The organism is Arthrobacter sp. NPDC056727 (genome assembly GCF_042790555.1).
In the GTDB taxonomy this organism is placed as follows: domain Bacteria; phylum Actinomycetota; class Actinomycetes; order Actinomycetales; family Micrococcaceae; genus Arthrobacter.
Window position 1 is genome coordinate 164786 of the sequence record NZ_JBHTZA010000001.1, and the last position, 20853, is coordinate 185638.

Genomic DNA, 20853 nt, shown 5'->3' on the forward strand with positions numbered 1-20853 from the left:
AGAGGCGGAGACGCTGGCCATCTGGAAGATCGACTACTTCGTGAGGATCGTGGACTTGGGGAGCATCCGGCAACGGGGCCCCTCCGACCGCGTCGCGATCGCCCATGCTGCATGGCTTGGAACCTCGCGCCGCCGTTGCGCAGGAGTGTGCACAGCGGTATCCCGGATATCACGCGGAGAATCGTTGACAAGGCATTCGCCGATCAGGGGCTCACGTTTGGCGCGTTGTCGAGCCGGCGCCTCAGTCCAATCTCGGACTGTGCAGGGCCGGCCGCTAGCCGATGTCCTACGCGGCTTCTGCTGTGCTGATCCTTTGCGGGGCACCCTCAAGGAGCGGCTGCTGTCCCGCTACGGCACGGGCGCCGTCTGAGTCCGATCTGCAGGGTTGTCCATAGGCGATCCTTATGTGGTCACTTCACTTTCATCTTATTCAGCGCCGATGGTGTTGCCTACCATTGAGCTGCAGACCGATTTTGGAGTCCCCGGAGTCGCCAACGCAGCGCAAGGAAGCCTGGAATGAAGAAGCTCTGCAGCACCGACCGGGAACCGGGTAATTCTCAGGGCACGATGGTCGTCCGCACTGGGTCGCATTGCCCTGCGAACGGCTTGACCGCGCAAGCCATGTCCTGCTGGCCACCTGCGACTTCATTGAGGCGGCTCATCCCGACCCCCGCCAAACCCTAGACGGCGCGTGCGCATCGGGCCGGTCCTGAAGCATTATTCGACTTTGGATGGTCAAGGCAAAGGGCAGGTGCTTTCCGGTTTCCCGGAGAAGCACCTGCCCGTTACCCCCTGTAAAGACGTGTTACTTGCCTGGAGCCTAGGCCTTGGCTTGAGGATCCTTGGCGCGGCGGCGAACCACTGCTGCGGATGCTGCGCTGGCGGCCAAGGCGCCCGCGCCGACCAGCGACCACAGGACCAGGTTGGAATCGGCTACGGTGCCAGCGGCGGTAACGCTGGAAACAGCAGCGAAATCGGAATTACCCTTGCCGCCGCCGTGGTTGCCGCCGCCGTTGTTGTTGCCTCCGCCGTTGCCGGAATTCACAACCACGGCTGCCGAGCGGGTGGTGCCAGACGTAGCGCCGACGGCACTGATTGTGTAGTTGCCACCTTCCTTGAAGGTAATGCTGGTCGAGAAGGCACCCGTGCGGTCAGCGATGACGCTGAAGTTGGACGGAGCGGGCCGCCGGCCTTCTGAATCCTTCTTGCCGCCGGTCCTCTTGAAGGCAATGTTGATCGTTTCGCCGGCGATGTAGCCACCGCCGGAGAAAGTGATGGATTCGCCTCGAGCGATGGTGCCGTCGGAAACGAGTCCCTGCTCATTGCCAGGTGCCGGGTAGGTGGCTGCCACGGCCGGAGCGGTGCCAGCCAGTGCGATTATTCCTGCAAGTGCAAGCGCTGCAATAGACTTCTTCATTTGTCCCCCCTGAGACGAAATACGAATTTCCCGTGATGATGGGGATACAGATCCCCACGCGATAACGTGCCTTAAATCCCAAATGTCTAGCCAGCGACGACGGTATCACTCACAGCTTGCTCCCAGCCAAGAAAGTCCAGAGTGGTTACAAAGGGTTAACCTACGGTCTATCTGTGCAGTCGAATCCCGGTGCCAGAACCAGTGGGAGTTGGCTTCGAAGACGAAACATGCCGGGCGAAAGCCACGGGCATCACGGAGACGTCATCGTTGCGCAGCAGCACGCCGCGGCGGGTGGTTCCGCCGTCGACAGGGAGGCCCTTGGGCCATCGGCCTTTACTCCTTTACTACCGTCGAGGCGTCATTACCCTTCTGTTGGGTACGGTATCCCCATGGCGGCATCAGAGAAGCGAGAAGATTTCGGCACCACACTGCTGACTGTTATCGTCGCCTTCACGGCGAACGCGCTCGTTGCCGCGGCCAAGTCGGTGGCTGCCGTCCTCACCGGATCAGCCTCTATGACCGCAGAAGCCGCGCACTCTTGGGCGGATACCGGCAACCAGGTATTCCTCTTCCTGGCAGAACGACGCTCCCGGCGTCCGCGGGACAAAAGCCATCCGATGGGCTACGGGCGGGAAGCATACGTCTGGTCGATGTTCGCCGCTTTTGGGCTCTTCACCGCAGGTGCGGTGGTGTCCATCATGCACGGCATCCAGCAGATTATCGCCCCAGAGCCCGCGTCCGACTTCCAGGTGGCGTACGTCGTCCTGGCCGTGGCCTTTGTCCTGGAAGGAATTTCCTTTGCCCAGGCTTTCCGCCAGGCCCGGGCGGCAGCCCGGGAGCTGGAGCGGCACACCCTGGAGCAGGTCCTGATCAGCTCCGATCCCACGCTGCGTGCCGTATTTGCGGAGGATGCTGCCGCGCTTGTTGGCCTGCTGGTCGCGTTTGCGGGCGTGTTCCTGCACCAGGTCACCGGTTCGCCGTTGCCGGACGCCGTGGGTTCGATCGTCGTCGGCGTTCTGCTGGCGGTTGTTGCCGTTGTGCTGATCGACCGCAACCGGCGGTTCCTGGTGGGCCAGGGCGTGACCCCGGACATCGAACGCTCCATGGCCCGGCGGGTGCTTGAGCACCGGGACATTGCCAGGCTCACGTACCTCCACCTGGAGTTTGTCGGGCCCCGCAAGCTTTATCTCGTCGCGGCAGTGGACCTGCAGGGCGACCATCCGGAACACGAAGTGGCAGTGACCCTGCGCCGGATCGAGCGCGAGCTTGAGGACCATGAAACAGTGGAGGAAGCCGTGCTGACGCTGGCGACTCCGGACGAAACCGCCTTGCGCTTGTGAGGACGCGCTGAGGTTTAAAAGCTGGCCGGTGCTGTGGCCCGGGAGCCTTCTTGCCTTCTTGGACCGACGGATTGTCGTTCCATACGTCGTCGCCACACGCCTATCCTGCCAGCCTGGAGGAGTATGGGCGGCCGGTATCGGATCGGCTAGTCGGTGACCGGCGGACCGTCGGCGGAGTAGGGTCGGACGGTGGTCCTGCCTGGTCGGTCCTGTGTTGAGGCGTTGACGGGGACCATCCCTGCGGCGAGTGTGCCGAGCTGTGCGGCGGTGTCGAGGTCTGGTCCCGCGTGGTTGAAGGTGAGGTTGTCGCCGCCGATCACGAGAACTGTGCCGTTGCGGGCGACACCCAGCCATGCGGCGTCATCCGGATCGGCTGGATCGAGCTGTTCGTGGTACATCGTGGCCGGGCCGGCACGCAGTTGCAGCAGGCCCTCTTCTGTCACCGGGCAGGTGACGTTCTCGGCAGTCGGGCCGGAGCCACGCAATATCTCGCCGACGTCGGCGCTCATGGCCAACTGAAAGCCTTGGCGGAGGAGCGCAGTAACCAACGCTGAGGTCAGCTCCCCACCGGGTTCGCGAAAGGAGAGCATCGGCAGATAGGTGAAGGCCAGGGCAGCCGTGGTGGTGCCGTCTGCCGGGTTCTCGAGGATGAGCCTGACAGCCTGAGGTGTGAACTCGACGGGCGAGCTCTTTCCCTCGGTGAACGTCAAGGCGGGTGCACGGCAGACCCGGTGGCAAACTTGAGGCTCGAAGCTGAAGTATTCGATGCCGTCCCGTTGCCTGCCGCCCGTAACGTCGACCGACAAGGACAGGGGCGTCCGTGCTGTTACGGGCATATGGCACGACGCGCATTCCGTAGCGGCGGCCGCGGCGGCCGCCGCGTAAGTTGTCGTGGACCGCCCCTTGAAGGACTCCAAGCCCGGGTCCCATTCGACGCTACTGCTGGTGGCTGACATTTACCCACCCTATTAGTAAGCATGCTGATAATCAATGTATCTCCTGGGCCGAGTTGGTCTGCATTGGCTTCCGGGTCGGTCGTTCAGCGCACGGCAGTCGCTACATGCCGTACGACTTTCCCCGGGTGTCGATCGGGGGAGGAAAAGGCGTCCGACGGCGGTCCAGGCCAGGAGCGCGGCAGCGTCTGCCATTGCTGTCGTCAGGAACGCGACGGCTGTATGGGGGCAGGTCATACCTGCCCCCATACGGGTCCCCGGGTCAGGCGAGGGTGGGGGTGTCCCAGAGGTTCAGGACGGTGCCGATGTTCTTCTCTTCGGCGGCGTGGTAGAGGTCGGTGGCCCATGCAACGTCCTCGATGGGCATGCCACCCACGGAGTAGAGAATGATTTCTTCATCGTCGCGGCGGGCGGGGAGCTGTCCGGTGGCGATGTCGGCGATCTCCTCGATCTTCGAGGCCGCGATCTTCCCTTCCTCCAGCAGTCCGAACCAGTGCGACCCGGGGATGCCCAGGATCTGGTACGCGGTGGGGCCATATTCCTCGAGCCACGCGCGGTAGAGGCCCTCGGCGTCGATCACCAGGCGGGCGTCGCCTTGGAGGAAGTCATCATCGAAGCGGGCCGCGGCAGGCAGGAGCAGGAGGGCCCCGGGCTTGATGGCATGCTTCGGAAAGTATGGGAAGGCGTCGCTTCCTGCCGCGTCGGTGGACGTGGTGGCCATGACGACGTCAGCGTCGGCGATTGCGTCCTCGATCGTCTCTGCCGAGGCGATCTTGGTGAGCTGGGGGAACTTGGCCGTAGCCCAGTCGACGAAGGCCTGCGTGCTGACCGTGCTGCGGCCCTTCACGAACAACGTGTCGATCGAGGGGCGCAGCGCCAGGGTGGTTTCGAGGACGGAGCGGGCGATGACTCCGGGGCCGACTACGGCGGCAACCTTGGCGTCCGCCTTTGCAAGGTGCTTGACGCCAACACCCGGGACTGCGCCGGTGCGGTAAGCGCTCAGCAGGTTGGCGCTCATGATGGCCAGCGGCGCGCCGGTGTCCCGGTCATTCAGAACGAACACGTGGACCGAGCGCGGGAGCCCTTTCTGGCGGTTCTCGGTGTTGGATCCGTACCACTTCACTCCGGTGGTTCCGAAGCGACCACCCAAGTAGGCGGGCATTGCCATGAAGCGACGGTCCGGGCCGTCCTTAGGCATGCCCTCGAATGCTGGGTCCGCCGGGAAGGTGATCATGGCGCCGTGGGAGTTGCCGTTCTCGCCGGCCATCCGGTAGTCACCTTGGCGCAGCAGGACGAGGGCCTCTTCCATCACGTCGGTGCAGCGTACGAGGTCGCCGACGCCGGCTTCGATCATGTCCGGTTCGCTGAGGTAACGGAAGTTGATACGCGTAGACACACAGACTCCTAAGAAGTTCTTGTCATGAAACATTGATAACTGCGAGTAAACACATTCCGGGTTTCGAAGCCGTCAAGCCAAGGTTTCCGGCGTGTAACTTCTGCCGGGAGCGTATTCAAAAGCAAAGCACCCGCGCTGTATGGCGGCATGGGTGCTTTGTCTCCCGGGGTTAGATCATGAGGCTGTCGACGGCGTCAGCAACCTTGGCCGTGAGTCGTGCTTTTGTGAACTAATGAGGTGCCGGATCCATAGGGCCGCGTGATGGCCTCGAGGAGATGCCCATCCGGATCGGCGAAATAGACGCCGCGTCCGCCGTCGTTGTGGTTGATTTGCTGCGGGCGGGAGCGTGCCGGGTCCGCCCAATAGGGGACGCCCTCGGCCTGGATCCTTGCGAAGATGCCGTCGAACTCGTCCTCGTCAACCAGGAAGGCGTAGTGCTGCGGGGAGATCGGCCGGTCCGCCGTGGCGAAATCGAGGGCCACTCCATGGTCAAGGGGCACGGTCATGAAGGACCACGTGGGCTGGGGTTCCGGCAGTCCGAGCACCGTGGCCAGGAATTCGGCCGAACGGCGCTTGTCCCTTGCGTAGACGATGGTGTGGTTGAAAGAGACCGTCATAGTGACCTCCTCGGATGTGCGGCTCGAGTCCATCTGACGTCGATCGGCCCGGCAATTGCAAGGGCCCTGACCAGGAGTGGGTTTTGCTGGAGCACTTCCCCCAGCGCAGGCCAGGGTCCGGCCGTAACGGTCGTGGCGGCGGCTCGGTGATTTCGGAAGTGTCGCTGCCGATGAGGCGTACAGCGGTGGACTTGCCGTTGAGCACGGCTACAAGCGTGGCGCTCCGGACTCCTGTGTGGATTGTCGTAACGGCGGTTGGTTGATGCATGCCGTTCATGTTTGAGGCACGGTTTCAGTCGCTGCAGTCAGGCCAGATTTCGGATCCGCCGTCGTGAATGCGACTGCCAGGGGTGAACGTTTGCGGAACGGCCGATGGCGTCCGCCGCGCCGTGGGAGGGCCAGCGATCCCGCTCGCCTCGTTGATCTCCGTACGTTGGCGGGAGGGCCGGCCAAGTGCCCGGCATGATGATATCCGCTTCATGGCTGATTCTGCTCCCTGTTTTTCGGCCGTTGCGTGCTGCGTCGGCGGTTTTGGTGGGATTGCTGGCTGCTGGTTAACCATGCCGCCGCCGGATCAAGGGTTCCCTTGGCTTTCCCTGGTGTCCGTTCAGGTTTTGGGCAGGAAATGGCAACATGTTGCTAGACGACAGTCCGTCCAGGGCGCGGGTGCAGGCAGATCCGGACCGGGGCGACGTGGTGGATGACATTGTCAACCTGTTTGAGTGACTAGATGACCGACTGGTGAGTTGTCGGAGCACCCGGGCCCGCGGGCGGTCACCGGGGAATGCTCAGCCCTTCAGCGTCGCGTCGAGTAAAGTCCGCAGCTCCTGGAAGTGTCGTTCGGTGGCTTCCGGGTCGAACACGGAAGTGTCGGCCATGGTGTAGCCATGGGGCGCCCCGGCATAGATTTCGTTGGACGCCTCAAGGCCTGCGGCCTGTAGGGCTTCGCCGAGCCGGGCGACGGCGTCCGGAGCCATGCTGCGGTCATGGTCCGCGTGGCCGAATGCGAACCGGGCCCGTGCGTTGCCAAGCCTGAGGTGCGGGCTGTCCGGCTCGTCCGTGGCCAGGCCGCCGCCGTGGAAGCCGCCGCACGCTGCCACCACGCCCGGGTGTGAGGTTGCGGTCCGGACAGACAGGCGGGCGCCCATGCAGTAACCGGTGGTCCCGATGGGGCCGGGAGCTACGCCGTCCAGCCCAGCCAGCGCGGACACCCACGCGTCGATGTCCGGCAGCGCCTTGTGCGGCGTCAGGCGCCGCACCCGGGGAAAGGCGGCTTTGCCGGCAGCCTCCCTGCCTTCCTGGGTGGACATGTCCACGGCCGGGGCGAGCTCGGCGATGGTTCCTTCGCGGTAGAAGACGTTCGGTGCCAGCACCACGTAGCCCCAGTCGGCGACGCGCTGGGCCATCTCCTGGATTCGGGGACGCAGGCCGAAGGCGTCCATGTAGAGGATGACGCCGGGGAAGGGGCCGGTTCCGGTGGAAGGGCGGGCCACGAGGGCCTCGGCGGTGCCTTCGGCGGCGGGGATTTCGATGGGCATGGGCCCACACTATCGGAGCTCAGGTGTAAGGCCGGGTCAGGGTGCCGCCATCAGGTCGAGAGGTTCATCCGGGGCCCCTTCCCAGTGGTCGTAATCAGGTGCCTGCCCCGAGGATTCGGCGTCCAGAGAATCAGGACGCCATGGCCGCCTGGGGTGTCTTTGGTCGCGGGGTGCGGAGCGCGGGACGTGGACCGGCCCGGAGGGCTTTCTGCAGGCGCGGAAGGTGGAGTTGGATGTCCCGTGCGACGGCTGAGGCGGTCCCCCAATCGCCCAATGCCAGTGCCAGCTCCAGCTCAGAGCACAGTTGGTTCATTCGCAGGGCACCGACCAGCCAAGATTTCGACTTCAAGTTCAGTGAGGCGTCCAGTGCCAGATCCCCGTCCTGGGCGCCGACGGTGTGCACGATCCGTTCAACGAACCGGGGGAGGCGGGCCATGAAGTCAGCTGCCAACGACTCGGCCGCCTCCAGGGAAGCTTCCTCCACGAGTTTCTGGAGGTGTTGCATAGCCAGTGTCGGCTTCGCTCCCTCACCCACCTGGTTACCTCTGCGCACTGCACAACTCCTTCGCCGCCCCACATCGGGTGTGCGTCACGGGCCCGGGTTCAGGGCCCTATCATTTCGACTGCTGTCAGCCTGATGGCCTGCCATCAAGGATGGCGCAGCAAACGCGCTGGATGGGATCAAGAAAATGCCCCAGCCAGTTCACGCCACTGTCGAACGCGGCTGGGCCTGGTCCTCTCGTCATTGGGCTACCATGCGCTTCTCCAGACGCTGCCGGGTGCTGGCCAGGGACTGCTTCGTCAGTTTGCTGGCCGCCTTCTGGGGGAAGGTGCGGACATATCTCAAGTCATGGTGATCACGCTAAATCTTGGAAAATGGCGCGGCCCGTCCGCAGCCTGTACTTCAGGCGGGCGCCGACGCCTGCGTCCTGGGCCTTGTCGTCGTTGACTGAGGCGGGCATCAGGGTCCGGGCTTAAGGGGTTCGGTGAGCATGGGTGTGTGGCGGAGCCATGGGAGAGCACCCGCGCCGCCTGGTCGGCGCGGGTGCTGTTGTTGGTGTTAGGCCATGAGCCCGTGCAGGGCGTCGGCGAGGGTTTGTGCGCCGGTTTCGGCGTCCTCGTCGATGACGTGTTCTTCGGGGGAGTGGGATACGCCGCTGGGGTTCCGGACGAAGATCATTGCGGTGGGGACGAAGGGTGCGAGGACGCCGGCGTCGTGTCCGGCGCCGGTGTCCAGGACGGGGGCCTGGGGCAGTGCCAGTTGCAGTTCTTTCTGCAGCCCGGGGTCGAAGTGCACGGTCGGGCTGAGGGATTCTTCCCTGAGGTCAACCCTGCAGCCTTCCTCGGCTGCGATGAGCCGGGCCTGTGCGTGGATGTTTTCGACGAGGGCTGCGGTCACTGCATCGTCGGGGTGGCGCACGTCGAGCCAGAAGTCGACGCGCGAGGCGATGACGTTGGTCCCGCCGGGCACGGGTTGGAGCCGTCCGACCGTGGCGCGGGCGTTGGCCTGGTTCCGTGCGATGTCCCGGATCCCAGTCACCATTCGGGCCGCGGCGACCATGGGGTCGTGCCGGTCGGCCATGAGCGTGGTGCCGGCGTGGTTGCCCTGCCCGTGCACGCTGAGGCGCCAGCGGCCGTGGCCGAGGATGGATGAGGCGATCGCGATCGGCTGGTCGAGGTCGATGAGGCCGCGGCCCTGTTCGACGTGGAGTTCGACGAAGGCCCCGATCTGGCCGAGGAGTTTGTCGTCCTTGCCCACGAAGCGCGGGTCGATGCCGTTTGCTTTGGCGGTGTCGGCGAAGGTTGAGCCGTCGGGGTCGCGGAGGTTGCGGGCTTTGTCGGGGTCGATGGCGCCGGTCAGCAGCCGGGAGCCCAGGCATGCTACGCCGAACCGTGATCCTTCCTCTTCGGGAAAGACGACGACGGCGAGCGGGCGGGTCGGGGTGTCCATCCGGGCTTTGAGGATGTCGACGGCGACCAGGGCGGACGCTACGCCGAGAGGACCGTCGAACGCGCCGCCTCCCGGTATGGAGTCGAGGTGGCTGCCGGTGACGAGGCTGTTGCTGCGGCCCCCGCCGGGCACGTCCCACCAGGCCCAGATGGCGCCGTTGCGGTCGGTTTCCACGGTCAGGCCGCGCTGGGTGGCCTGTCCGATGAACCATTCGCGCAGGTCCAGTTCCGCGGTGGAGTACACGGGCCGGGTGTAGCCGCCGCGGACTGTGTCGGTGCCGGTGCCGGCGATCTCGGACAGCAGGCCTGTGACTGTGGCGGTCAGCGCTGGCCGGGGGGTGGCTTCCGTGCCGGGGGTCATGCGTGGGCCCCCACGGCTGCCGGGCCTGCTTGGAAGGCGAGCCGGAACTGGTCCGGGACGGGGCCGGCTCCGGTGGCGAGGTCGGCGGCGAGCTGTCCGATCAGGGGTGCGAATTTTGCGCCGTGGCCGGAGCAGGGGGAGAGGATGGTGATGCCGCCGGCGCGGTCGAGGATGAAGTCCTCGGTGGGGGTGTTGGTGAAGAGGCAGGTGGTTTCGGCGTAGGGTTCGGGGATCAGTCCCGGGAGGTACTGTTCGACGTATTCGATGACCCGGCGGCGGTTGTCCGGGTTGATCTGTCCGTCCTGGTCCGCGGCCGAGGGGAGGATCTTTCCGCCGTTGTACTGGGCGATTTTCTGGCCGCGGAAGCCGGCGTCGCGCCCGCCGGGCAGGCCGTAGGCCTGCCAGCCTTCGCGCTTGTGGATGAACGTCGGCCACGGCGAAGCAGTATGGTCGCCGTCGGCGTAGGGGAAGTGGTAGGCCTGTTCCTGGCGGACCTCGAACCGGGGCATGCTGCCCATGAAGGAGGACGGGAGCGCCAGGTTTCCCAGCAGCTGGGGGAGCCAGCCGCCTGCGGCGACGATGACGTTGGCCGCCTGCAGCGACCGGCCGTCCTCGGAGGTCAGCAGGTAGCCCCTGTTGGAGGCGGTAATGGACGCGACGGCCCAGTTGGTGGAAAGCGCCGCCCCGTGGCCGGTGGCCTGGTCGACCATGGCGGCGACGGATTCGTGGGCGTCGATCACGCCGGCGCCCGGGTGCCACAGCACCTGGGTGTCGAAGGCGATCTGGGGCCAGCGGCGGCGGGCTTCCTCGGCGCTGAGGAGTTCGTGGTCGATGCCGCGGGCCTGCAGGACGGCGGCGAGGCGTTCGGGCTGGCGGATGGCGCCGTAGTCGACGGCACCGGCCGGGGTGATGAGCTGTTTGCCGCTGAGGCGGGCCAGTTCGTCCCACCCGGTTTTCGCTTCCTGGACGAGGCCGGTGTAGAACTCGTCGGGGTAGGCGTAGCGGAAGATCCGGGCGGAGCCGTGGGAGCTGCCGGCATCGTTGGCCGGGGTTGAGCGTTCGAGCAGGGCGACGTCGTGGCCGCGGGCGGCGAGCTGCCAGGCGGTGGCGGCTCCGGAGAGCCCGGCGCCGACGACGGCGTATTCGGTCGATTCCATGAATGGCTCCTTAGGCCGGGGGAGGGGCAGCAGGCGCTGCCTTTCTTGATATCCAGTTACTCACCCCAGGTAACCGCTCGTCCAATATCATTTGACTAGTAATTATTAGCGTCAATCGAAAGAATTGGGATGGAACTCCGACAGCTCAGGTACTTCCTCGTCGTCGCGGACGAGCTGCACTTCGGCCGTGCCGCCGAGCGCCTGCACATCACCCAGCCGCCGCTGACCGTTGCCGTGAAGCGGCTTGAGCGGGAACTTGGCGTTCCGCTGTTCGAACGGACGACGCGGCGGGTGACACTGACGCCCGCCGGCAAAGCCTTTCGGGACAAGGCCGGGGCGGCCCTTGGTGAACTTGATGAGGCGGCCGGTGACGTCGCCGAGGTCGCTGCGGGCAGGAGCGGAAAGATCAGGGTGGGCTTCGTCAGCTCGGCGAGCTACACCACCGTTCCCGAAGCCATCCGGGCCTTCCGCGAACAGCGCCCACGGGTGGACCTGGTGCTTGCTCCCCTCACGAGCGGGGAGCAGATTGAGCAGCTGCTTGACGGCGAACTCGATCTCGGCCTCGTGCGGGACCCCGGCCCGGTTCCCGGACTCAGGCTCGAACCCCTCAGTAGCGAGGACCTGGTAGTCGTGCTCCCCGAGTCCCATCCCTTGGCTGCCATGGACGAAGTTGACCCGGAACTGCTCGAAGGGGAGCCCATGATCCTGTTTCCGTACCGCCTGATGCCCGGCTTCGTCTCACGTGTCCTTCGGCTCTTCGACCAGCTCTCCACTCCGCCCATCGTTGCCCAGCAGGCCATCCATCAGGAAACCGTTCTCGGCCTCGTGGCGGCCGGGCTCGGGATCTCAGTCCTGCCACAATCGGTGGAGCGCTTCCACATGCCCGGAATCACCACCCGCCCCTTCGTCGGCAGGCCGCAAACAGAACTCCACGTCGCCCGCGGCCCCCGCAGCTCTCCCGCGGTGGAGGACTTCATAACCTGCCTCAAAGGAGAGATGCCGCAATAGCTCTGATCACAATCTCAGCCGTAGTCTGGGCGGACATCCCAACTGGGGATAGCCAGACCAGAAGGTGAGCAAGCCTGAAGACGATCCGCGACGTCGTGGGGGTCGGGGCCGAATGGAAGCGCGCGGCGCTGCAGGCGTAAGAAACGCCGGGGAGCACCAGGTTCACCATCGCCGCCAACGTGGAAGGCCTGCCCGAATTTGCGGACTGGAAGTCGCTCCCCGGTTGCGCGGCCGGATCGTGGGAGCGGCTGCAGCCACTTGGGAGCATAGCTTCTCCCTCTGCTCTCACCGAAGCGCAACGCGGCACTGCCGGATCTCCAGCGCAGCGTCGGAACATCCACTTCGCCGGCGACTACACCTCGGAAACCGCATGTTCCTATGGTGCCTACCAGGAAGCCGATGTATAAGACGCTCACCGGCATCTACCCGGGCGAGGTTTTCCCCACCGAGATCCGTGGCATAGGCACGGGCTTCGCCGCGGCCGTCAGCCGCGTCGGCGCCGGCATCGCTCTTCTTGGGGCAGGGCTCTCACAATGGCGGGCCCCGCAAACCAAGGGCAATAAGCCTAACTGAGACGGCTCCTGTTTGATTCTTGTTGTTAGTCCTCGCGTGCGGGAACCTTGGTGAGTCAAGTCGCATCATGTTCTGCAGGGAGACCGGCCATGTCATCGGCCAGTACCGGCGCCGCGATCCGCATCTCAGGGGAAGTGGCCGCAGCTGTTGCTGGAGGGCGCCCTGTCGTCGCCTTGGAATCGACCATTTTCACTCACGGCCTTCCCCGACCGCGCAATCTCGAAGTTGCGTTGGAAGCCGAGGAACGCCTCCGCGGACAAGGGGTCGTACCTGCAACGATCGGTGTCTTCGCCGGCGCTCCGACGGTGGGGCTCAGCCCGAAGCAGATCACTTCCCTCGCCAATGACGGGGCAGTCAAGAAACTCAGCCTCCGCGATCTTCCCTTAGCCGCTGCTCTTCAACTCTACGGCGGCACCACCGTAGCAGCGACGGCGTTCCTGGCACACAGCGCCGGCATCAGAGTGTTCTCAACCGGCGGCTTGGGTGGAGTTCACCACGGTGCGGCAACATCCTTTGATGAGTCTGCCGATCTGACCACCTTGTCCCGGACCCCGATCGTCGTCGTCAGTGCCGGCGTGAAGTCCGTACTGGACGTAGCGGCTACCCTCGAACGGTTCGAAACGCTCAACATCCCGGTCGTCGGCTACAGGACCAGGAAGTACCCTGGCTTCTACGTTACCGACTCCGGGTTCGAGATCGAGTACGCGGTCAACTCTGCCGATGAGATGGCAGCAATCTGCAGGGCACGTGATGACCTGCACATTGAATCGGCCATCCTGTTGGCAAACCCGATCGCAGAGGACAAGCAGTTCCCTCCGGCCGAGCTCGACGACATTCTCGCCCGGGCGTGGGCGCAGGCAGAGAAGGACGGGATCAACGGCAAGAGCACTACACCGTTCCTTCTGGACTTCATTCGGCGCGCCTCGAACGGCCGGAGCCTGAATGTCAATGTTGATGTGTACCGCAGCAACGTGTCCCTCGGTGGCGAAGTCGCCATCGCTTTGACCTGCTAACCCCGGAGGAGCCACAGTTCTGTGGCCGTACGGTCGGAATCTCGGCTACAGCCAAACACCACCCAAGCTGCCGGCGCCATCGGGCACATCATTGCTTGCTGTCTCTGAGAGCAGACTGGCAGTCCATTCGGGGCCCCGTTTGGGGTTCAAATTGTCAGGCGACGACCGTGATCCAGTCCCCGTCGATGGCGGCGGTCAGAGGCGTGAGAGGGCGGCGCGCCGGCCCGGTGATGACGCCGCCGTCCGACCCGTTGAAAGTGGAACCGTGGCAGGGGCATTCGAAGTTCGTACCGGCAGGCGCCACCGGGCAGCCGGCGTGCGTGCACGTCGCGTCATAGGCCACGACTTTGCGGTCTTCAGGTCTGTAGACGACGACGGTCCTTCCATTGGCTTTCCCGGTGGCGGTATCGCCGACGCCAACGTCGCTGAGCTTCCCGATCCGGAAAGGACGGCCGGGTGACGCTGAAGCGCCCGGAGCGTCCGGGGCGGTGGTGCTGCCCGAGGGCGGGACGGAACAGGCGGACAGGGCCAACGCACTGCCCGCCGTGGCAGCCGTAGCTATTAGCACGGAGCGTCTTGGCAGGGGATTTCCGGAACTCATGGACCTATCCTGCCAACTCCGCCTGAAAGTGAACTCATCGCAGACATCATTCGGTGCCGTTTCGTCGAGGATTTTCGTCCCAGCAGACAGGATCCTCGGCTGGAGAAGACCCATGAACCTCCCGGCCCCTACTGTAGGTCCGGCCATGGTTCTAGCGGCCGGCCAGGGATGCGCCCATGCCGCCGACACCCGCGCCGGCGGTCAGTTTGGCGTACCAGGCACTGGTCCTCATGACCGCCACTTCCGCGGATGCTGCCCGACCTCCGGCGCTCTGTGAAGTGGGGTATGTCGTACTACGGCGTCGGTGACGGGTGGTGCTTCAGCTGCGGCGGTTTTGCTGGCCACGTCAAGCTCATGTTTGTGAATGGTGCGGCGCTCGAGCCTGTACCGCCGGTAACACCGGTGGGGATGGGCAAGTCGACGCGCGGTGTGGAGCTCGAATCCATAGACGACATCGACGAACTCCAGATCGCGGCATGGATGAAACAAGTCACGTCGGTGCCGGGCGTTGGAGGCAAGAAAGGTTGAACCCGGGGTTGCCGCCAAGGTCTACGGCTGGGGTTCGTAGCCTATTAGCCAGTGGAGGCCGTGGCGGTCTATGACTTGGCCGTCGCTGGCGCCCCATGGTTTTGGGGCCAGCGGGTCCACTATTGTGCCGCCGTCGGAGAGTTTGTCGAACCACGCGTGAAGGACTGCGGGTTCCGCAGCGCCCAGCAATGAGAGCATGAGGCCTTCAATGCGGACACTGCTTTCACCCTTAGCCGCATCTGACCCGCCCAGGGCGACTACTCCACGGAGAACCCCGTGCGCAATGGCGTCGGCCGGACCGTCGTTGCGACCAAAGTCCTTGTACGAATGCAGGGACAGCTCGCCGCCAAAGACTTCCGCATAGAAGGTGAGGGCCTCACGTGCCGTCCCGGGAAAACTGACATATATCTGCGGCGCCGTCATGGGCCGATACTACAATCCCGATCACGCAGCCCTCCGCCCGACACGTCGCCGGTTTTTGGGGGCCCGGACCGAACGCCGAGGAGGGACGTCCGGCCAAGCTGTGAGGCTTCTTCACAGATGATGTCCAGGAGCGCCGTCGCGCCGCTTACGGCGATGTGCGGATTGACGATGCACGCCCGGAGAGCGGTGGTGCCGCGGACGGTTGTTGGTGCAATGAAGACTTTCTTTCCCGCCGGCCTGCAGGGACGCGGCGATGTTCCGGTTGTGTTCGTCCAGGCCGTTGACAGTAAGGCCCCGCCGTCACCGGACCGCGGGGCCTTACGCATTTGCTGCAGGCATTTCCGATGGAACCGTTTTGCGTATGGCCGATGGACAGCTTGGTGTCACATTCCATGGTTCGGCGGTGTCCTATGTTCAACAACGGATCCATTGACGGGAGTTGAAAATGTCACCACGTCGCGTGGTTATCATCGGAGCAGGGTATGCCGGCGTCATGGCGGCGAACAGGCTCGCCGGGAGCAAGCATGAGCTGCAAGTTTCCGTGATCAATCCTGTTGCCGACTTTGTCGAGCGGATCCGGCTGCATGAGGTTGCTGCCGGAAGCAGGCCAACGGCGGCGGTGCCGATGAAGTCTGTCCTGAGCGGGCGGGTTGATTTCGTTGAGGAAAGCGCATCGCGGATCGACCCGGTCAACCGCCGCGTGCATTTCTCAAGCGGCCGCGCACCGATTGGCTATGACGGGCTGCTCTACGCCGTCGGCAGTGGCCAGGCGTCCCCAGGCCTCCCGGACGGGGCATATGGATTTGGCGACGCAGGCTCTGCGGCGCGGTTCCGGGCGAGGCTTACACGGCTGGACCGGGGCGCCACCGTGAGCATCGTCGGCGCTGGCCTGACCGGCGTCGAGCTGGCTGCAGAAGTAGCCCAGCAGTATCCGCAGCTGCGGGTCCGTCTTCTTTCCCGCGGTCTCATTGCGGGCGACCTGTCCGGCTCCGGCACGCAAGCGGTGCGGGCCCGGCTTGCAGCGCTGGGCGTCGAGATGGTGGAGAATGCTGAGGTGCAACGCTGCGATGGCTCCAACCTCATAACTTCAGACGGGGTCACGCTGCCGTCTGATTGCACTGTCTGGGCTGCCGGATTCTCAGTACCGCACCTGGCACGGGACAGCGGGCTGCCAACCGATGCCGAGGGCAGGCTCATCGTCGACGAGTCACTGTCCTGCCCGGACTACCCCGACATTTTCGGGGCCGGCGATGCCGTTCGGGTCCCGGACCCGGTCGGCCGCCATCTGCGCATGAGTTGCGCGACGGCCCTGCCTCTCGGTGCACACGCGGCAGACAGCATCATCGCCCGCCTGGAGAACCGGTCGCCGGCCCCGCTATCGGCCGGATATATGTTCCGATGCATCAGCCTGGGCCGCAGGTCCGGCCTCATCCAGACCGTCGCCGCTGATGACCGGGCCCGGCAGTTTGCCGTTCGGGGCCGTCTTGCCGGGCTGGCGAAAGAGCAGGTATGCCGGATGACCTTGTCCTGGATCAGGAGCGAGATTCGCCGGAGTGGTTCGTTCAGATGGCCCAGGGGCCCGGTGCCAGCGGAAGCCAAGTAGCAGAATGGGATCGGCCAGCGTCTTCGAAGAACACCGTTCCCTGCTGTTCACCATTGCCTACGAGATCACCGGGACCGTCACAGACGCCGAAGATGTCCTCCAGGAAAGCTACCTGAGATGGTCGGCAGTGGACACGGGCCCCATCGGAAATCAGCGGGCCTACCTGGCCAAAACGGTGACCCGGCAGGCACTGAATTCCCTTCGGACAACCCAGCGGCGCCGGGAAGACTACGTCGGCCCCTGGCTGCCGGAGCCAGTGGTCACCCTCCCCGACGTGGCCGAAGACGCAGTTCTGGCTGACTCGCTGTCCTTTGCCATGCTCGTCGTCCTCGAGAGCCTCTCTCCGGATGAGAGGGCCGTCTTCGTCCTCCGCGAGGTCTTTGATTTCCCGTACTCCGAGATCGCAGAGGCGACCGGCAAGACGACGGCGGCCGTCCGCCAGTTGGCGCACAGGGCCAAGGAACATGTACAGGCCCGGCAGCCACGCTTCGAAGTGGACGCACAACGGCAAAAGGTCGTCACCGAGCGGTTCATCGAAGCCCTTGGGGGCGACGTCCAGGCGCTTATGGACGTCCTCGCCCCCGGTGCCGTCCTTCTCTCGGACGGTGGCGGAAAGGTCTCGGCTGCCCGCAGGCCCGTTGTCGGTGCGGACCATGTCGCCCGCTTCCTGCTCGGCATCGCCAAGAAGCCCATTCCCGACATGCGGGTCGAGATATCGTCACTGAACGGGATGCCGGCCATCCTGATTTACAGCGGAGACACCATCGACCTCGCCGTCATGGTGGAGTCGGACAACGACCATGTGACCGGCCTTTACCTTGTCCGGAACCCGGACAAACTCGGTGCTGCCACCACCACGCGGCAGTTCAGCCGGTAGGGCGCGGGCTACTCCCGGCGCGGGACCTGCCCGGTGGCAGGCTTCACAGGTTCGAGGCAGCCTCCGGTGGGTTGGGCTTGGGACGTGCTGCTTCGGATTCCCGGACTTCGGCGGGTGATTCCAGCTCTTCGGGTACTTGTGCCGGAGCCACGGTTTCCGACGCCGGGGCGGGCACGGCCGGTTTGATGTTTTGGTTGACGTGGAAGAAGTTGTCCGGATCGTACTTCGCCTTAAGTTCCGCGAGACGGGCGTAGTTTGATCCGAGCGTGTCTTCGATCCGGAACTGGTCGTCGGCGTCCTGGAAGTTGATGTAGCCCCCTGGCTCGGAGTACTCGTGGAGCGCGGACCAATAGTCCCGGACCCAGGCGATGTTTTGGGCGTTGTCGGCGGGTTCCGGCCACTGCCCGGCGATGACCGGGGCGAAGTTGACGTTCCTGTAGGCGAAGGCGGTCGCCTCGGGCGCAACGCGCTGCACGGCGCCATCTATCGGATAGAAATGGTTGGCCGAGTGGACGGTGGGGATTCCCGGGGATCTTTCGACGGCGACGCGGAGCGCGTCGTCGCTGAGGGTCCTCAGGAAGTCTGCCTTCCAGTAGCCCTGCAGCCCGGGAACACCGCTTAGCCCGTCAAACATGATGTTGAGTGCGGGGTACGGCATCGGCGCGAAGAAGCTTCCCAGTACCTGGCCGGCGTCGACCATGGGCTGCCAGTGCGCCGGTCCAGCGTCGAGGTCGCCGGTCCACATTCCGGCGATGACGGCCACGGGCCGCCCATGCCATTCCTCGGGCAGGAAGGGAACCGGGGGGCCCTGGTGGAATCCGAGGAAGGCGCCCATCTCCTCGCGTTCGGCCGCAATCCATTCCCGGTAAGCTGCGCCCACTTCGGCCCCGGCGGCTGCGTCGAAGAAGATGATCCCGATGTGGACCATGTCCACAGGGTGGAGGCGGAACTCGAGCGACGTCACCACGCCGAAGTTGCCGCTTCCGCCGCGAAGTGCCCAGAACAGGTCCAGGTTCTCGGCCTCGCTTGCCGTCACGAACGTTCCATCTGCGAGGATTACGTCCGCTGAGACCAGGTTGTCGCAGGCGAGGCCGTACTTCCGGGCGAGATAACCGATGCCGCCGCCCAACGTGAGGCCGGAGACGCCAGTCGAGCCGATGATGCCGCCCGTGCTTGCGAGGCCGAACGCGTGGGTCGCATGGTTGTAATCCGCCCAGGTGGCGCCCGGCTCTACGCGTGCCGTCCTTGCCGCGGGGTCCACACGAACCCCCCGGTGCGCTGATAAGTCAAGGACCAGGCCGCCGTCGACCGTTCCGAAGCCCGGAGCGCTGTGCCCGCCGCCGCGAACGGCGAGCTCTATCCCGAGACCGCGGGCAAAGCGGACCGCGGCCATGACATCTGCAACCTGGGAAACCCGCAACACGGCTGCAGGGTGCCGGTCGATCATGCCGTTGTACACGCGGCGTGCCGCCTCGTACTCAGCGTCTCCTTCTTCGATAACCTGTCCGCGCACCTGCTCGCGGAGCACGTTGAAGCGCTCAGTGCCCATCTCAACTCCAGATTATTTTCCGAGACCAGAGGGGGCGCCCGGCTCCAATACTGGCCCAGCGGGGCCGGCGCCATGACCTTCCCGGTATACGCCCGGGGCCCAGACGGGTCAAGAGGACTTTTCTAGTGGCTCCGCGTAGGGATCAGCTGCCGTCACCGACCAGCTTCACCTGGCACCCACGGCGCACCCATCCACTCGATTTACCCCTCGGATAAGTGCGGACAACCCATCTCGGCCGGACAGTGGGTCGTCGCAGAATATCGCCCCCCGGGCGGGTCTCCTGCTGGTTGCCGTAGTTGACGAGGCCTATGACGAGTTCGTGTCCCGGTTCGTCGCCGCGGACGAGGAATCGGTCTTGGAGGAACTGTGTGGCTCACTGCAGCGCACGCCGTGCGGTACCGCCGTTCAACAGGTCGGTAGCCCGGGCCGGAACGAGCTCACGGAGGAAGTCGAGGCGGTCCGGGGCGGGGGAGTTGGCGGCTGCCGCTGCGATTGATTCCAGGGCGGTCATTGCGGTGTGGCGTGCGTCGTCAGGATCCATGCCCCAGGCTTCGCCTTCCCGCACGAGGTGGTCCAGGGTGATGTAGCCGAGCCGGATCTGCCCGGCGATGGCGTGGCCAGCGTTGTTGCTCGGTGCGTAGAGGAGCAGGGTGGGGGCCACATCGTAGAGCGGCGCGAGCAGCACCTCGCCGCCGTCCCGCAGGATGAGTGAGTAGTTCTTGGAGTGGGCGTCGCCGTTGCCGATTGCCAGGTTGAAGGCGACGGCGCGGATCAGGTCCCTGCGGAACACGTCGTCGTCGCGTGTATGCGGGGCGGCGGCATTGACCAGACGGGTCAGCCGCGACGGCGGGGCGGAGCTGCCTTCGTACTTCGCTTCGCTGGCCAGCGCCAGGGCCTGGGTGAAGTCCTCCTGGTGAAGGCGGCTGCCATCCAACGCCCGGTCGTAACGGTCCACCACGATGGCCTGGCGGGAGCCGAACATCTGCAGATGTGTCGTCGCCGCCGGTATGCCGGAAGCCGCTGCCGTCTTCAGTGCCCAGTCCTCGGAGGTGAGAAGATCGGGAATCGTTGATTCCAGCGGTTCCGGTTTGATGATGTGGGTGGACACGGCCCCGCGGCCCGGCCACGCCCAGCCGCCGTCGCCGTGCCGCGTCAGCAGCACCTTGGACTGGACCCCGCCCAAGGACGCGGTAATGAGGAAGTCGTCAGGCAGGTCCCAGGTCGGGAGCGACTCCACGACGGTCGTGACCTCACTGTCAGACATGGGCACGGCGGCGCCCGGCACCTCGGGCGAGTCGCCGGGCGGCAGGATCTGAACAGCGCCGGCGCAGTCCGCACCCAGGACGCGCAGGAGGCCGAAGGCGTCAGGAGTGGACAGTCCGTTTTCCTTGGCGATGTGGGACCGCACCTGGCCTTCGGGCAGGAGCCCGTCAAAGAAGTCGTAGACCTCCGGGCCGTCCAGCCGGTTCCTGCTCACGGGCATGGACAGGGACAGCAGAATGGACCCGGAACCATATTCGGCCAGGGTTGCCCGGTCGTACTGGAAGGACAGGCGAAGCCCGCTGCCTTTCAGCTCGCCGATCCGCTGGCCGCGAAGGAAAACGTCCAGGCACTTCCGTGCGCTCACGGGCGGACCTGGAGCTTGGAGAACCGCGGGACAAGGGCGACGTCACGGCCCAGGACCCTGATGGCCTGCATGGCGACGACGACGGACACGGCTTCGCCACGTTCCAGCCTGATGATGGTTCCGCGCGTTACCTTGAGCCGGTCGGCCACGTCCTGCTGGGTCAGGCCAGCCTCCTTGCGGGCATCGCTGATGGCCCGCCCCAGGGAGGGCGCATCCACTGCGCGGTAGAAGGGAGTTGCCTCATGTTCCATATATCGATCCTACGAGGAAAATCCGGATTTGTTCAATATTTCAAACATCTGTTCATTCTTTCAAATTGTTC

General features: G+C 65.0%; 20 protein-coding genes. 7 read left to right on the forward strand and 13 right to left on the reverse strand.

Annotated features, from left to right (window positions below; translation table 11 throughout):
- Positions 1-820: 820 nt before the first annotated feature.
- The gene (locus tag ACFRAH_RS00765; protein WP_377988968.1) at positions 821-1417 is read right to left on the reverse strand and encodes a hypothetical protein; all 597 of its coding nucleotides are present in this window, start codon (positions 1415-1417) and stop codon (positions 821-823) included.
- Between the two features lie 389 nt (positions 1418-1806).
- Between ACFRAH_RS00765 and ACFRAH_RS00770 the strand changes: the two genes are divergently transcribed.
- On the forward strand, positions 1807-2757 hold the full coding sequence (locus ACFRAH_RS00770; protein ID WP_377988970.1) for a cation diffusion facilitator family transporter: 951 nt from the start codon (positions 1807-1809) through the stop codon (positions 2755-2757).
- Between the two features lie 146 nt (positions 2758-2903).
- Here the strand turns inward: ACFRAH_RS00770 and ACFRAH_RS00775 are convergent, their stop codons facing one another.
- From ACFRAH_RS00775 to ACFRAH_RS00805, 7 genes are all read right to left on the reverse strand, one after another.
- Positions 2904-3713 carry a hypothetical protein gene (locus ACFRAH_RS00775; protein ID WP_377988972.1) on the reverse strand — a complete coding sequence of 270 codons (810 nt, stop codon included), beginning with the start codon at positions 3711-3713 and terminating at the stop codon, positions 2904-2906.
- Between the two features lie 259 nt (positions 3714-3972).
- A complete protein-coding gene (locus ACFRAH_RS00780; RefSeq protein ID WP_377988974.1) occupies positions 3973-5106 on the reverse strand; it encodes a tyramine oxidase subunit B in 1134 nt (377 codons plus the stop codon).
- A gap of 194 nt (positions 5107-5300) precedes the next feature.
- Positions 5301-5723 carry a VOC family protein gene (locus tag ACFRAH_RS00785; RefSeq protein ID WP_377988976.1) on the reverse strand — a complete coding sequence of 141 codons (423 nt, stop codon included), beginning with the start codon at positions 5721-5723 and terminating at the stop codon, positions 5301-5303.
- Between the two features lie 788 nt (positions 5724-6511).
- Complete coding sequence (locus ACFRAH_RS00790; RefSeq protein WP_377988978.1) at positions 6512-7261, reverse strand: dienelactone hydrolase family protein; 750 nt, start codon at positions 7259-7261, stop codon at positions 6512-6514.
- A gap of 130 nt (positions 7262-7391) precedes the next feature.
- Positions 7392-7766 (reverse strand): hypothetical protein, encoded by a 375-nt coding sequence (locus tag ACFRAH_RS00795; RefSeq protein WP_377988980.1) that lies wholly within the window; start codon positions 7764-7766, stop codon positions 7392-7394.
- A gap of 555 nt (positions 7767-8321) precedes the next feature.
- Positions 8322-9572, reverse strand: a complete 1251-nt coding sequence (locus ACFRAH_RS00800) for an allantoate amidohydrolase (protein ID WP_377988982.1) — start codon at positions 9570-9572, stop codon at positions 8322-8324.
- Positions 9569-10729, reverse strand: a complete 1161-nt coding sequence (locus tag ACFRAH_RS00805; RefSeq protein WP_377988983.1) for an FAD-dependent oxidoreductase — start codon at positions 10727-10729, stop codon at positions 9569-9571. Before ACFRAH_RS00805 ends, ACFRAH_RS00800 begins: the two co-directional genes overlap by 4 nt.
- A gap of 129 nt (positions 10730-10858) precedes the next feature.
- On the opposite strand from ACFRAH_RS00805, the gene ACFRAH_RS00810 reads away from it, so the two are divergent.
- The 3 genes from ACFRAH_RS00810 (at position 10859) to ACFRAH_RS00820 (ending at position 13323) form a co-directional block, all read left to right on the forward strand.
- The gene (locus ACFRAH_RS00810; RefSeq protein ID WP_377988985.1) at positions 10859-11737 is read left to right on the forward strand and encodes a LysR substrate-binding domain-containing protein; all 879 of its coding nucleotides are present in this window, start codon (positions 10859-10861) and stop codon (positions 11735-11737) included.
- A 399-nt stretch (positions 11738-12136) separates the two neighbouring features.
- Positions 12137-12310 carry a hypothetical protein gene (locus ACFRAH_RS00815; protein WP_377988987.1) on the forward strand — a complete coding sequence of 58 codons (174 nt, stop codon included), beginning with the start codon at positions 12137-12139 and terminating at the stop codon, positions 12308-12310.
- Between the two features lie 89 nt (positions 12311-12399).
- The gene (locus ACFRAH_RS00820; protein WP_377988990.1) at positions 12400-13323 is read left to right on the forward strand and encodes a pseudouridine-5'-phosphate glycosidase; all 924 of its coding nucleotides are present in this window, start codon (positions 12400-12402) and stop codon (positions 13321-13323) included.
- A 154-nt stretch (positions 13324-13477) separates the two neighbouring features.
- Here ACFRAH_RS00820 and ACFRAH_RS00825 read toward each other — a convergent pair whose 3' ends face one another.
- Positions 13478-13924: a ubiquinol-cytochrome c reductase iron-sulfur subunit gene (locus tag ACFRAH_RS00825; protein WP_377988992.1), complete on the reverse strand. Its 447-nt coding sequence runs from the start codon at positions 13922-13924 to the stop codon at positions 13478-13480.
- 249 nt (positions 13925-14173) lie between these two features.
- On the opposite strand from ACFRAH_RS00825, the gene ACFRAH_RS00830 reads away from it, so the two are divergent.
- Positions 14174-14452 carry a DUF1801 domain-containing protein gene (locus tag ACFRAH_RS00830; RefSeq protein WP_377988994.1) on the forward strand — a complete coding sequence of 93 codons (279 nt, stop codon included), beginning with the start codon at positions 14174-14176 and terminating at the stop codon, positions 14450-14452.
- A gap of 21 nt (positions 14453-14473) precedes the next feature.
- Here ACFRAH_RS00830 and ACFRAH_RS00835 read toward each other — a convergent pair whose 3' ends face one another.
- Positions 14474-14875: a VOC family protein gene (locus ACFRAH_RS00835; protein WP_377988996.1), complete on the reverse strand. Its 402-nt coding sequence runs from the start codon at positions 14873-14875 to the stop codon at positions 14474-14476.
- Between the two features lie 445 nt (positions 14876-15320).
- Between ACFRAH_RS00835 and ACFRAH_RS00840 the strand changes: the two genes are divergently transcribed.
- Positions 15321-16478 carry an NAD(P)/FAD-dependent oxidoreductase gene (locus tag ACFRAH_RS00840; protein WP_377988998.1) on the forward strand — a complete coding sequence of 386 codons (1158 nt, stop codon included), beginning with the start codon at positions 15321-15323 and terminating at the stop codon, positions 16476-16478.
- 4 nt (positions 16479-16482) lie between these two features.
- Positions 16483-17355: an RNA polymerase sigma-70 factor gene (locus ACFRAH_RS00845; RefSeq protein ID WP_377989000.1), complete on the forward strand. Its 873-nt coding sequence runs from the start codon at positions 16483-16485 to the stop codon at positions 17353-17355.
- Between the two features lie 43 nt (positions 17356-17398).
- On the opposite strand, the gene ACFRAH_RS00850 is transcribed toward ACFRAH_RS00845, so the two are convergent.
- The 3 genes from ACFRAH_RS00850 to ACFRAH_RS00860 form a co-directional block, all read right to left on the reverse strand.
- A complete protein-coding gene (locus ACFRAH_RS00850; protein ID WP_377989002.1) occupies positions 17399-18904 on the reverse strand; it encodes an FAD-binding oxidoreductase in 1506 nt (501 codons plus the stop codon).
- 373 nt (positions 18905-19277) lie between these two features.
- Entirely contained in the window at positions 19278-20531 is a 1254-nt protein-coding gene (locus tag ACFRAH_RS00855) for a HipA domain-containing protein (RefSeq protein ID WP_377989004.1), read from the reverse strand.
- The gene (locus tag ACFRAH_RS00860; protein ID WP_377989006.1) at positions 20528-20782 is read right to left on the reverse strand and encodes a helix-turn-helix transcriptional regulator; all 255 of its coding nucleotides are present in this window, start codon (positions 20780-20782) and stop codon (positions 20528-20530) included. Before ACFRAH_RS00860 ends, ACFRAH_RS00855 begins: the two co-directional genes overlap by 4 nt.
- Between the last annotated feature and the right edge of the window lie 71 nt (positions 20783-20853).